This is a genomic window from Pilosibacter sp. NGB245, assembly GCF_057397225.1.
In genome coordinates, this window is the sequence record NZ_CM171584.1 from 783707 (window position 1) to 797807 (window position 14101).

The following is a 14101-nucleotide window of genomic DNA, read 5'->3' on the forward strand; positions in this document are numbered from 1 at the left end:
ACCTGTCATAAAGGGGGAAATGAATATGAGAAAGAGAAAATGGTATGAACGTATGTCTGCAGCAGTCCTGATTGCGGTCCTTCTGGTCAATCATGGCGATATGGGAATTATGGCGACAGCGGAGACAATCCCTGCGCTGGAAAAAAATCTGGAAGAAGAGAATAAAAAAATCGAGGCCGAGACAGACAGCGCGTCCAATGCGGACGAGAAGCGGGATACAACTGTGGATTCAAACGAGACGACCGAGTCCGACCTTGAGAAGGAGACCGCGACAGCATCGAATGGGAAAGAGAACCCGGCGACGAAGAGAAAAATGGCTAAGCGTGCGATGAATGCGGAGCCGGTTACGGAAGGAATATATACGATCAGCCAGACAGATGGGAAGTTTAAGGTTGTTGGCGGAAGCTTGACAGAAGATGGGGAAAACTTAAATAGTCTGACAGATGCGTTCAACAAGATTTTGAGTTTCGGTACAGATACGAACATAAATATTAATTTTGATAATGTCAATATTAGTAGCGGAGCGCCGACACTTACGGAAAGCTGCGAATTGACTTTGAAAGGCACATATACGAGTGCAGCTGAAGCATTTATTATTGGCTCAAATGACACATTTATTATACACAATGAGGCTGATATAACAACAAGTTCGTATGTTATTCGTAGGTCTAATGCTAAGAATTCTACAGTTATTTTTGAACAAAATGGCGGTACTGTTGAGTCTGTAGATGGCTTTTATATGTATGAAAATGACGTAATTTCTTTAAAAGAAGGAACAATTAATGGAAATGTTTTTGGAAACGGAGGAAAGGGTCGTGTTGAAATAATAGGCGGTACATGGAATGGACAACTGGCATATATAAAAGATATAGATATATGTGGGGGACAACTCAACAATATAAAAGATGATACGAGTATGATTGCTGCAATTAAAGAATGTGGAGAGGTCTCTATCAGAGGAGGAAGAGTTTTCGCAAGAAATACAGAAGGAAAAGCTTTTGCAATTTATATGATAAAAAATACGCAGTTGACTTTATCTGGAGATATTGATGTATCTGCATCAGGAACAACAAGTGGTTCTATTTATTACGGAGGGGCTTCGACATATCCAGTTATCAATGCGGAAAAGGTACAAAGTATTGGAGAAAATTTTTTAGTAGTTCCAAGTGATACAACTATGAAAGTGAATCCTGTGTCTAACTGGATTAAGGGATCGAAAACCAATATTGAATATTTGTGTAATAAAATAAAATTAAAGGTTGTTAATGCGTCTGATACAGGTAGTGCAGGTGAGTATATAAATTATACTCTGAAAGCAGTAGGTAATTATATTCGCTTTGTTGATAAAAATGCATCTGCAAGTCCGCTTAAATCTGGGGCGATTAAACTCGCGAAAATTACATTGTCTTCGGATAGAACAAGCTATGAAGTCTATTATGAGGTAACAACAGACGAAGAAGAGTATAACGGAACAGTTACATATTCTGCTCAAAATCAGAAGGTATCCGATATTTTAAACGATATTGTTTCAGTAAATACAGGTACAACAGGTCCAGAGATTACAATCGGAAGTATAGCAACACCAATTGAAGAAGACATAACGATTGATACTGGAAGTGTGGATGAAAATAAGACAACAACTTTAAAAGGTGCAATTACTGGAAAAGTTAATGTAACAGGAAGCGGAACCTTGCAGTCAGAGATTAACTGCAGTGGATTTTATGGACGAACTAACAGTGAGATCCATATTATGGCTGGACAGATCACTGGAAAGGAAAATGCAGAAGATGCTGTAATTGTATTGGAGGCTGCGAACCTTACAGTAGAGGGTGAAAACACAAAAATTTGGGATAAATCAGCGTCTGGAGGTGATCGCTATGCAATCCAGGCAATAGGTGGAGTATCGGTAACAATTAAGGGCGGTGAAATCAAATCAGATAATCATACGGCTGTGTATATATATAGAAGTAGCGGGCAAAAGAAAGACCATGCAACGTTCACGATGGAAGGTGGAACGATTACAGGCGGAGTGTATGGCTTAAGACACGCTCACCTTAATGAAATCAACTTGTCAGGCGGAACGATTACAGGTGGGGATAATCGGCCGGATGTTTATATGGCACGAGAAATAAATGTCAGCGAAGCTGCAAACTTCACGGTCAAGGGAAATTTCCCGTTCACATCTATGCAGATCGAAAGTGGATATTCGAAAAATGAAATCGATTTTACAAAGGCAACGGTAACAGGAGATAAAAAGATTTTGATCAGTTCTCCGCTGGATGCCAATACCAAAGAGTCGTATGTGAAGCTTTTTAAGGCATCGACCTCAAATTATCAGAATCTCATCAAACATATTGAGCTGACTGGCGGATCTAATCCAATTTGCGTAGTTTATAACGCAAATCCGGTCTCTGAAGATCCGAAAACCGCTGAGATTTATGCATTCAGCGCACCGAATCTTTATACAGTTCATGTGAAGTATTATACTGGAAAAGATGAAAATAATCCATTTTATGATGAATATCTTCTGAATCTCAATGATGGCAATCGGAGCTACTTAGGCAATATCAGTTTACCGGATGGCGAAGATTGTAAGGTATGGAGGTATAAAGAAAAATCAAACAGGAATGGCACTGCGACAGATGTTACAAAAACAGTTATTGAACTTGTTAATGGAGAAATGTATCCAATGGGTACGGTCCCTGAAATTGAACTTTACGCAGGTTATAGTGTTTCTATCGATGCGTCAGTATCCGAAGAAGATATTACTAAGGACTCAGCTATCATAAAAGGAAATACAGCCGGAACAACTGTATATTACACAAATAAATCTGACTACCAGATATATACAGGTGAAGAACTCAGAAACGCAGCCAAAAGTACAGAAAAACGGAGTGATTTCACGCAGGTTAAAGTAGGGGAAGATGGTACATTTTCAATTCCACTCACAGGCCTCGATCCGCTGAAGAAATATACCTATTATTTAGTCGCAGAAAATTCCAATATGGATGTTTCTGATAGCCGTGCAGTAACATTCACCACAAAAGCCCGTGTTCTGACGGCAGCTGATTTTCAGATTGTAGGTGCTAAAAAATTTACATATGACGGCACTGTACATAGTGTGAAAGTAATACCGACATCGGAGAATACAGGATTATTTGGAATTGATGGTGGTGTTGCTCAATACAAAAAGAAAAAAGGCGAGGTGTACACTGATGAGTTCGTTCAGCCGCATTGGGCGGGAACGTATGGGGTATATGTGTCTACCAATTCAGAAAATTCAGGTATTGAGCGTGCTGAAAAATTATGGATTGATGATATTACAATCGAAAAAGCAGATTTTAATCCGAATTGGTTTATCACAAAGTCAAGTATTAAGTATGGTGAGGACGATAATGAAACATTAAGTCCGATTATAAAAACCGAGTACAGTACCGCAGGCAGTAATACAATCATTACCGGTTACGGAAAAATAGAATTTAAGTTTTATAAAGACGAAAAGTTGACAGAAGTTGTTTCACGAAATAGCTTTGGCCATTATGATGTGCCGGAAGCAGCCGAGAATGGTCAGAGTATCTATTATATTGGAATCACCTGCACGGAAGGCGAAAATATTAAGGCACAGACAGAACCAGTACTTCTGTCTGAGATAAATGTCTCTCGCGCACAGTATACCAGTGTGGATGTTACCTGTGATAATATTCGATATGGTGAGACTCCGAGTCCGAACGCATCACTGAAAAACATTGATGGTTCAAATGAATACACAGCAGATGACAACCCGGTCAAATTTGTTTACAGCCAGGATCCTAATGGTACATTTGAAGAGTGGAAAAATACGAACAAACCTGGAAAATGGTATGTAAAGGCAATCGTAAACCAGAGCCAAAACTACAATGAAGCGGAAAGCATTCCGTTTGAATTTGAGGTATCCAAAGCAAAGCTTGTTCCTTCCGTAAGTGCGGTTAAATCAAAGATCTATGACTGCAATACAGATGCTGAAGGAACGCTCACCCTCAGCTCCGCTGACGGAAACCCGATCCTCTCAGAGGATGTGGCGGCATTAGAGGCAAAGGGAACCTTCACATGGACATCCGAGAACGCTGGAACAAACACTGTGAATGTTACAGGCATTGCGTTGGATTCCAAATTTGAGGATCGCTATGAACTTACAACGAGTGAGCTTTCCAATGTCTCCTGCAGCGGTGCAAAGATCGAAAATGCCAAAATTCAGAATGTTTCTGTACGGCAGATGATGGAATTGACCTACAATGGAAGGGAACAGTTGCCGGAAGTCACGGCAACAGGAAGTACGACCGGTGGCACGGCTATCACCTTCCGCTACGGTCTCACAGCAGTACAGGCCGCAGACGAAACGCAGGCATTAAAAACTGTTCCTGCCTTCACCGACGCCGGCATCTATACGGTATATTACACTGCATCCGCAGCAAACCATGATTCCGTATCCGGCAGCTTTGAAATCGAGATCAAAAATGCCTCGATCACAGGCGTTGACGCAGCCGGATATACAGGAATCTACGACGGACAGTCCCACGGAATCAAGATCACCCTTTCCGGAAACGCTGGAGACGGTGAGATCCTTTACGGTGAGTCCGAAGATAACTGCACGCTCACAGAAAGCCCTGTATACAAGAACACAGGCAGCTATACCGTATACTACACGGTGACAAAGAAAAACTTTGACACCATAAGCGGCTCCGCAACCGTTGCGATCACCCCGGCACAGCTCACTGTGACGGCAGAATCAAGAAACGTGACCTATAAGGACGAACCGCCGGTATACAGCAGCACGTTCGAAGGTTTCGTAAACGGAGAAAACACAGAAGTCCTCGGCGGAACACTCTCCTACGAGTGCGCTTATGCGGCTGGCAGCGATGTGGACGAGTACGAGATCATCCCGTCCGGCCTCATAGCGGAAAATGGAAACTATGTGATCACATATCAGCCAGGAAAACTGACCGTATCCCAGGCGAAGCCGGAGTTCGAACTTCGAAATCTGGATCAGTTAAACCGCGCCTATGACGCGAAGAACACCGCGCCGGAGACATGGACGGACAGCGATGGAAACGTGACCGTGACGCTCAAAAAGGGCAGCGAGATCTTAACGGAAGCGCCGATGAATGCCGGAATCTACACGGTGGAAGTTCATACGGAAGCCGGAAAGAACTACGAGGCTGGAAGCCAGACATTCTCCTTTGAGATTAAAAAAGCTCCGCTCAGCGTAAAAGCAGTGGATCAGAATGTCACAGTCGGAGATGCGATTCCGGAGTACACAGTCCTCTACGAAGGATTTGCGGGAACAGATACCGCGGATGTACTGAACGGGAGCCTGCAGTTCACCTGTGAATATGCGCCAGACAGCGCGGCGGGCGATTACTCGATCCTGCTGTCCGGTCTGACATCTGGAAATTACGAGATCCACTTTGAGAACGGAACACTTCATGCAGTCCGCAGGGCAAGCAGTGGATCCGATGATTCCGACAATTCCGGCGGTTCCGGCAGCACAAAGAACCCGGCGGCAACGAACTTTGGAAAGAATGTTTCTAACAGCAGCTCTTCCGAAAACGATGCACAGGGAACCTGGAAACGCGATAATAAGGGCTGGTGGTTCGAATTCAAGGACGGCACCTATCCGGCAGGAGAAAAGACCAGTGATCAGAACGGTGAAAAGCTGGGCTGGATCCAGAAAGACGGAAAATGGTGGGCTTTCGGTTCTGACGGCTATCTGAAGAGCGGATGGGCACAGGATAACGCCAGCGGAAAGTGGTATCTGATCGACGAGAACACCGGAATGCAGACAAGCTGGCATTACGATGAGTCAGACCAGCATTGGTATTATCTCGATCCGGCGAGCGGAGCGATGCTCACAGGTTGGCAGTTCATCAATGGAAAATGGTACTACTTGTCAAAGACATCCGGAGCTGTGCCGCTTGGCTCCATGTACAGAGAGATCAGGACACCAGATGGATATTATGTCGACAAAGACGGTGCATGGGATGGACTTGAAATAAAAGAAAAATAAGACATGAACAAAAAAGATCCGCAGGATCCCAAAATGGGAACCTGCGGATCTTCATGTTTATACGGATAATACGTAAAACGGAACGCGGAAGCTTTAACCAAAGATCCGGAACACTCCGATAAAGGAAAGAACAACGCTCATCACGATAAAGCTGACAGCCGCAAGCAGCAGCTGGTTGTAAAGCTTGTCCTTATCAACAGACTCCGGCGCGCAGCCGACACAGATGCCGCCGACCGTGGACAGCGGACTGATCACGACTCCGTTGGTTCCGACGATGACACCGATCACGATGCTCATGGAGGAGATGCCTAAGGTCTGGCTCAGCTCCGCAGAGAGCGGGATCAGGGTCGGCATAACGACTCCGGTACCGCTGGAGACAGCGCCCATAAGTCCACCGAGTACCATCATGATCGGCTGGGCAGTTCTCTCGCCTATGATGTTCTCAAGACCGTCAGATAAGAATGCGATGCCGCCGCAGGTATTGACGACGCTGATCAGGACGGACATACCGCAGATCAGGATGATCGTGCTCCACGGAACAGCTGCGATGGCTTTTTTCTGATCGACAGCGCCGAGCATTAAGAGAACACCCGCGCACGCGAAAGAGATCAGTCCGATATTCTGTCCAAAAAAGATTACACCGATGAGGACCACGAGGATCGCGGCGAGTGTCAGAGTCTGATTCTTATCAAATCCTGTAAAGTGCGGTGCCGCAGCGTTTTCCATCTTTTTCGGGTGAAGACCTCCGAGCAGGAAGTAGGCACCGATGGAGAAGAGCGTCATGGCTGTGGCGTATGCGCCCCAGAGCGGAAGGTAACCGGACAGGCTTTCAACGATGATATCGTTTTCCGCGGAGAGCTGTTGTGCCACGATTCCGTTGATGGCGAGGGGGGACAGGCCTCCGACCATAATACCGCCCATGGTGACAAGACTCATCATCAAAACCGAGATTCCGTTTTCAACTGCGACGAACAGGGCAATCGGCATGATGACTGCGACGATTAGTCCGCCTGCGCCTGCCGCGGAGATGATCGCGCCGAAGAGAAAGAAGATCACCGGCAGGATCTTCGCGTTTCCTCTTGCGAGACATACGATGTTCTTGGAAAGTGCCTGCGTGGTGCCGTTTAAGGTTGCAATACCAAAGAGGAATGTGGTGGCGAGGACGATAAAGAATACGCTCGTCGGCCAGTTTCCGGTCACGACTTTTGAGACATTGATTTCGGTGCCGCATTTTGCCGCTGCGATGGAGAAGATGTATGCCGCGACAAGACCGACAACACCGGCATTCTTTTTTGTGACAGCACTGAAGGCGATAACCGCGATCAGCACGATTAAAGATGCAACTGCGATCATGATTTAGATCCTCCTAAGTATAGTAAATGTGTGATGTTCAGTGCCACCGCATGGAAACACTGAGACTTTTTACTGATCGAAATCCGTGAGAAATGGAGCAATACGCTTCACTTCCGGCATTTATGCGATATTTAAGCGAAAAAAAAATCTCCCCATGCATTGCTGCATGAAGAGACGATGATTTTCACCGCGTTACCACTCTGATTCGTCCATAGAAGACGCTGCTTTACAGGGTACCGGCCGGATACCCTTTCCCTGTAACGGGAGAACCCGTTTCCGCCTACCGTTCAAGTTCAGCGGAACCGCTCAGAAGCGAGTTCGGACTGTTTCATCCCGCCGTGCTCCCAGCAACCACGGCTCTCTGTGGGGAATCCTGCAGCCTACTATTCTTCGTCTACGCGTATTTCGATTTTTTACGATATCATTTTACTGCTTTAATGTAAGATAGTCAAGAAAAAGTTTGAAAAATTACAGTGAACGATCGAAATTGCCCGGAAACATTTTGCTATTTCTATCATGACTCCGCAGACGGAATTAAGATCACCGATGCGTAGAACATCCCGTTCTTCCATTCAAACCGTGCATCTCCATGGTGCCGTTCAGCGATGAGACGGATAGACTGGGTACCTATGCCGAGGCCACTGTGCTTTGTGGAGAGAAAACGCTTTCCTTCGAGAACTGGAGGCTTTCTGCAGGGATTGTCCACCGTGATGGCTATGAGGGAGGTGCCGGTCTGGCGGATATGGACCTTGATCGCGCCGCTTTCATTGTTTTCCCGACATGCGTCCACCGCGTTTTCCAGTAAATTTCCCAAAAGCACGCAGAATTCCGGTTCCGGGACCGGTATTTCCTTTTCCATCTGTGCCTGGATCTCCAGAGCAGTTCCGGCTTTTTCCGCAATCTGCGCGTAGTAGCTAAGGATCGCGTTGACAGCCTGATTTTCACAGTAAGCAGGCAGCCATTCCGGCATCATATGTTTCCGGAAGGACGCGAGATAGTCTGAGATCGCGTCAAGATCTTTGTTCGCCGCGTATCCCGAGAGCACCGTGAGATGCTGACGGAGATCATGGCGGGCGATCCGCGTCTCGTCGATGGAGCGCTGGAGATTGCGGTACTGGGCGCTCTGGAGCTGCAAAAGCTCATTTTCCCTCAAAAGTCTCGTGTTCTGGTTCATCTCCGATGCCATCAGGTAGAACATAAAATAGAAGAGCAGGAGGAATGTCAGAAGCGCCAGAATTAAAATCGGATAAAACTTCATGACCCGGTTCGTGTAGAGCGTCTCGTAGTAGCGCGGACGGATCAGACGGTTCAGCAAGAAGAATGCCGCCGGGAATACCCAGAATATATACCAGGTCTTCGCCATTTCGATATCGTCCACCAGCCATTTCGCGGCATGGGTTGCCGGATACCATACGATGGCCATGATGAGAACGGAGAGCAGCAGGTGGATCCCCGCGCCCGGAAGCGTGAACAGACCGGAGGTGTTCGTCCGGTCAATGAGGGCATCTGCGACGAGTGTCAGGTTTGTGATACAGGAGAAGACCGCGCAGACGGCGATCAGGATACTGAACGGCTTCCAGAGGGCGAGATCACAGACCCGATGGAAGAATACCGCAAACAGGATAAAGGACGGCAGGATCCAGAAGTCTCTCGCAATCCCGAAGTCTGCGCAGACGAGGCCTCCGGCGAAAGCCCAGAGGATCGAGAGCGGGATACCGGTGAGAAAAATATTCAGCGGTTTTATGCGGAGCCGGTCCTGAACCGGAAGAAAGCAGAGGACCGCACAGGGCACCATTGAAAAAAATTCCAGAAAATACCGCATGACAAGGGACCAGAATGGGCTGTTCATACTCAACAATCTCCTCTCGTTTCTATATGTTCCATTATAACAAAGTTTTACTGTCCTGAAAGTACAAACTCATGCAGGATTTTGACATCTTGTGCAGGGATGAGAAGTTTTAGGATACACAGAAAAAACGTCTGTGATGGAGCAGGTAGATCCTTGTCAATGAGGCAGGAGTCTTATATGGTTGAGATAAAATCTGCGGCAGAAATCCGGTGAGTGGAATATCATCGGATTCTGCCGCAGATTTTTTCAATATGGAACTTTTTATTTTTTAGTGGAACGCCTCTTTTGCATACTGCTCCAGCTCATCCCTGAAATCTGGGTGCGCAATCGCGATCATGGCCTCGGCGCGCTCTCTTAAGGTCTTTCCGGAGAGATTTGCGATACCATACTCGGTCGCAACGCTCTGGATCATGGTACGCGGTGCGGAGACAGTGGAGCCGCCCGGGATGAACGGAACGATGTTGGACTTTAAGGTGCCGTCCTTTGCCTTTCTCGCGGAGTTGATGCAGATATATCCTTTTCCTCCGATGGAGCGGTAGGCACCCTCAAGGAAGTCCATCTGACCGCCGATGCCGGAGAGCTGTCGGGTTCCCGCGGATTCTGCATTCTCCTGACCCATAAGGTCAAGCTGTACACCGCCGTTGATGCTGATGACGTTCTTCATGGTTCCGATGCGCTGCGGATCATGGACATAGTCGAGATCAGCCGGGTGAAAAAGCTTCGGATTTTCTGCGATCCAGTCATAGAACTCCTGGGAGCCCATTGCGAGGTTCCATGTGGAGAGACCGGTGTCAAATTCTTTCTTTGCATTTGTGAGCTTTCCCGCCTTCCAGAGATTTAAGTAGGCATCGCTGATCGTACCGGTATGGCAGCCGAGATCCCTGAGATCGGATTCCGCCAACATGTTCGCGACAGTGAACGGAACGCCGCCGACGCCGAGAGATAGAACCGCGCCGTCCGGAATCTCGTTTACGACGAGCTTTGCGATCTGGATATCTGTCTCAGACGGAGCTTTGTAGGTTCTTACCGGAAGCGGTTCATGTTCGCCCTCTACGATATAATCCGCCTCGGAGAGATGGACACGGTGGGAACCGTCCACACCCTGAAGCTTCGGATAATGTTCATTGATCTCAAAGATCACAGTTCTTGCACTCTCAAACATGGTTCTCCATGCGAAGTTTGAGATGCCGAGACCGCAGTAGCCGTTCTCATCCGGGGCAGATACCGGGACGAAGGCAACATCTGTCCGGATATAGCGCTGGCGGTAGAGCGTCGGGAGAAGGCGGAGTACCACAGGCATGAATTTTACGAGACCACGGGTCTGGAGTTTCCGTTCATAGTCACCGATATGCCAGCTGTAGTAGGAGAAGCTCTCCTGTTCCGGATCAGCCTCAACGACCTCAATGCGCGGGCGGATCACAAGACCGCCGCGAACTTTCACATCTTTTAAATGACCTTTTCTTGCGGCGAGCGCCTTGTCAAGAAGCTCCGGATATCCGCCGCCGAATCCATAGTCGACCCAGTCACCGTCTTTTACAGCAGCCGCAACGGCAGCTTCTGCAGTCACAAATTTACTTTTAAAATTTTCCATATGTAATCCCTCACTATATAATATTTTCGGTAAAACATGAACGATACCATATATGTTCATTATAGGAGTTTTTTCGGTATGAAACAAGTAGATTATTGAGAGTTATGATATTGAATGGATATGGATCATATCAGAAAAAAATATATTTTATTCTGAATGCATGATCCGATCCTTCACATTTCGGCTCGGAAACAACTTTATTTTTCGTCCAAGATGTAATATAATAAATTTATATTGCAGGCGGCAGAAATTACCGTTTCTGCCAAAAGAAAATAATGCATGAGGGGAGTCAAAACATGAAGGATTACATGAAGATCTACCAGGAATGGCTTGCCAATCCGTACTTTGACGAAAAGACGAAAGAAGAGCTTCGCGCAATCGCGAACGATGAAAACGAAATCAAGGAACGTTTCTATATGGATCTGGAGTTTGGTACCGCAGGACTTCGCGGAATCATCGGTGCCGGAATCAACCGTATGAATATCTATACAGTCCGCCGCGCGACTCAGGGACTTGCCAACTATATTATCAAACAGGGCGGAGCAGACAAGGGCGTTGCGATCGCGTTTGACTCCCGTCATATGTCCCCGGAATTTGCCATGGAGGCTGCAATGACACTCGCCGCAAACGGCATCAAGGCGTATAAATTCGAATCCCTGCGCCCGACACCGGAACTGTCCTTCGCAGTCCGTGAGTTAGGCTGCATCGCCGGTATCAACATCACCGCGAGCCATAACCCACCGGAATACAATGGATATAAGGTATACTGGGAGGACGGCGCACAGTTCACACCGCCGCATGATAAAGGGGTAACGGCTGAAGTTCTTGCGATCGAGGATCTCTCCACCGTGAAAACGACGACCGAGGAAGAGGCGTTAAAGAGCGGAAAATTCCAGGTGATCGGAAAAGAGATCGATGACAAATATATCGCCCAGGTAAAAGCCCAGGTAGTCAACCAGGAAGCGATCAACCGCATGCAGAAAGACATCACGATCGTCTACACACCGCTTCACGGAACCGGAAATATCCCGGCCCGCCGCGTTATGAAAGAGATCGGCTTCGAGAATGTCTATGTTGTGCCGGAGCAGGAACTTCCGAACGGAGATTTCCCGACCGTCAGCTACCCGAATCCGGAAGCTGCCGAGGCATTTGAACTCGGATTGAAGCTTGCAAAAGAGAAGAACGCGGACCTTGTTCTTGCAACGGACCCGGATGCAGACCGTCTCGGTGTCTATGTAAAAGATACAAAGTCCGGTGAATATATCCCGCTTACCGGAAATATGTCCGGCTCCCTGTTATGTGACTATGTGTTAAGCCAGAAACAGGCAGCAGGAAAGATCCCATCTGACGGCGAGGTCGTAAAGTCCATCGTTACCACAAATCTAGTTGACGCCGTTGCGAAACACTATGGCTGCAAGCTTGTCGAGGTTCTGACCGGCTTCAAGTATATCGGTCAGCAGATCTTAAAAGAAGAGACAACCGGCAAGGGAACCTATATGTTCGGTATGGAGGAGAGCTATGGCTGCCTGATCGGCACATATGCCCGTGATAAGGACGCGATCTCCGCAACTGCCGCTCTCTGTGAGGCTGCCGCTTACTACAAGGAAAAGGGCATGACCTTATGGGATGCGATGGTCGCAATGTACGAGAAGTATGGTTACTATAAGGATACCGTAAAATCCATCGGCTTAAAAGGAATTGAGGGACTTGCGAAGATCCAGGAAATTATGGAGAACTTCCGCAAGAACCCGCCGAAGGCACTTGGCGGTTACGAGGTAACTTCTGTCCGTGACTACAAGAAGAACACGATCACAGAGGTTGCGACGGGCGAAGTAAAGGAGACAGGTCTTCCGGAGTCCAATGTTCTTTACTATGATATGAACGACGGCGCATGGCTCTGCATCCGTCCGTCCGGAACCGAGCCGAAGATCAAATTCTACTATGGCGTTAAGGGAACCTCCCTTGATGATGCTGAGGCGAAGTCCAAAGCCGTCGGTGATGAGCTGATGGGCATGGTGGATAAGATGATGTAAGATCCCATAGTGTGGGGATAAGCGCAGGGAAGATGCTGCGAAACAATTAAGATCGAGTGCCTGAGGATCTGGCTGTGAAAAGCAGAGAGACTTGGGCAGAAAGGAAAAGCTCCCGGATGGGAACCGCATGTTATAGATATGATGTGGTTCTTTTCGGGAGCTTTTTTATCGCAAACGACTGCACCCGGTACGCGAAGGTGCCAGGCTTTGTTTCCTTTACAGGCGGGAGAGTTCAGCAAGGTACATCTGGGCTGCCGGGGAGAGGCGTACACGATTGCGGAAGATGCAGGAAGCAACAAGCTCACGATCGTGCCCGCTCTCGGGCCACAACCACTCCGGAACCGGAAGCGCGGTGATCTCAGGGGAATTTTCACGGTCATGAAGCGGAGCAATGCCGATCCCGATAGAATCCGTCTGCTCGACGATGCTGTAAAAAGAAGCACGGCTGTTCACATAGGTAATCCCGGAGAGCTGATCCTGACGGATAAGAGACTGGATTCCGTTCAGAATGCTGCTTTCTGCAGAAATCTGGGATGCCGCTTCGGCGGAATGCAGAACAAAACTGTATTGATCGAAAAGCTCCGGAGTCAGTGCATTTGGATCCTTCAGAACCGGATGGGCATTCCGGCAGAAAAGCTGAAGGGAAGAGTGAAACAGGATCTGTTCTTCCAGACTGTGAAGAGCCAGAAGCTCCTGTACCTTTTCGTTTTGGGATTCCGGATACACGATGAAACCGATATCTGCATGTCCGGCATCGAGTTCCCGGATGACTTCGTGTCCTGCCAGCTCGCGGTAAAAAAGGCGGAATGTCCGATCGTGCTGATCAGAAAAGGCATGGATCGTCTTACTCAGGGCATCATTCTCGGGAAAACAGCAGTCTGCAGCAATCCGAAGACGGCAGGAGTCCAGGTGCTCCCGGAATGTCTGGCGGAACTGCTCTGCATGTTCAAGGAGATCCCGGCTCATATCGAGAAACAGACGTCCGGATTCCGTCGGGATGATCCCTGTTTTTCCGCGGGTAAAGATCGTGATCCCGTATTCTTTTTCTGTCTCACGGAGAACTTTACTCAGGTACGGCTGGGTCACAGACAGCCGCTTTGCGGCCGCCGATAGAGAGCCGGAGTCGGAGATCTCGAGGAGATATTGCATGTTTTGAAGGTTCATTTGGAGGTAGCTCCTTTGTTGTAAAAAAATCATAAAAATAGTATAATTAAGTCTATATGAAAACAATG

The 14101-nt window shown here is 47.6% G+C and carries 6 protein-coding genes and 1 other annotated feature; of the genes, 2 read left to right on the top strand and 4 right to left on the bottom strand.

All coding sequences use genetic code 11. The features are described 5' to 3' along the window. The first annotated feature begins 25 nt into the window (after nt 1-25). On the top strand, nt 26-6043 hold the full coding sequence (locus ACXMYH_RS03495; protein WP_486555543.1) for an MBG domain-containing protein: 6018 nt from the start codon (nt 26-28) through the stop codon (nt 6041-6043). Nucleotides 6044-6136: 93 nt separating this feature from the next. On the opposite strand, the gene ACXMYH_RS03500 is transcribed toward ACXMYH_RS03495, so the two are convergent. The 3 genes from ACXMYH_RS03500 to ACXMYH_RS03510 all read right to left on the bottom strand — a co-directional run bounded on the left by ACXMYH_RS03500 (nt 6137) and on the right by ACXMYH_RS03510 (nt 10836). Then, nucleotides 6137-7396, bottom strand: coding sequence for an SLC13 family permease (locus ACXMYH_RS03500; protein ID WP_329752344.1), 1260 nt, complete (start codon nt 7394-7396; stop codon nt 6137-6139). A gap of 167 nt (nt 7397-7563) precedes the next feature. Further along, nucleotides 7564-7802: a binding site (T-box leader), on the bottom strand. Between the two features lie 108 nt (nt 7803-7910). Continuing rightward, entirely contained in the window at nt 7911-9245 is a 1335-nt protein-coding gene (locus tag ACXMYH_RS03505) for a sensor histidine kinase (protein WP_486555544.1), read from the bottom strand. A 268-nt stretch (nt 9246-9513) separates the two neighbouring features. Beyond that, nucleotides 9514-10836: an acetyl-CoA hydrolase/transferase family protein gene (locus tag ACXMYH_RS03510; RefSeq protein ID WP_405579597.1), complete on the bottom strand. Its 1323-nt coding sequence runs from the start codon at nt 10834-10836 to the stop codon at nt 9514-9516. A 296-nt stretch (nt 10837-11132) separates the two neighbouring features. On the opposite strand from ACXMYH_RS03510, the gene ACXMYH_RS03515 reads away from it, so the two are divergent. After that, on the top strand, nt 11133-12869 hold the full coding sequence (locus ACXMYH_RS03515; protein ID WP_118515212.1) for a phospho-sugar mutase: 1737 nt from the start codon (nt 11133-11135) through the stop codon (nt 12867-12869). Nucleotides 12870-13085: 216 nt separating this feature from the next. On the opposite strand, the gene ACXMYH_RS03520 is transcribed toward ACXMYH_RS03515, so the two are convergent. Beyond that, on the bottom strand, nt 13086-14033 hold the full coding sequence (locus tag ACXMYH_RS03520; protein ID WP_215703531.1) for a LysR family transcriptional regulator: 948 nt from the start codon (nt 14031-14033) through the stop codon (nt 13086-13088). Nucleotides 14034-14101 lie beyond the last annotated feature (68 nt).

What these genes read in the sequence shown, in the direction of transcription:
- ACXMYH_RS03515 (WP_118515212.1), top strand. Translation starts at nt 11,133, where the DNA reads ATGAAGGATTACATGAAGATCTACCAGGAATGGCTTGCCAATCCGTAC.
- ACXMYH_RS03495 (WP_486555543.1), top strand. Translation starts at nt 26, where the DNA reads ATGAGAAAGAGAAAATGGTATGAACGTATGTCTGCAGCAGTCCTGATT.
- ACXMYH_RS03505 (WP_486555544.1), bottom strand. Translation starts at nt 9,245, where the DNA reads ATGAACAGCCCATTCTGGTCCCTTGTCATGCGGTATTTTCTGGAATTT.
- ACXMYH_RS03520 (WP_215703531.1), bottom strand. Translation starts at nt 14,033, where the DNA reads ATGAACCTTCAAAACATGCAATATCTCCTCGAGATCTCCGACTCCGGC.
- ACXMYH_RS03510 (WP_405579597.1), bottom strand. Translation starts at nt 10,836, where the DNA reads ATGGAAAATTTTAAAAGTAAATTTGTGACTGCAGAAGCTGCCGTTGCG.
- ACXMYH_RS03500 (WP_329752344.1), bottom strand. Translation starts at nt 7,396, where the DNA reads ATGATCGCAGTTGCATCTTTAATCGTGCTGATCGCGGTTATCGCCTTC.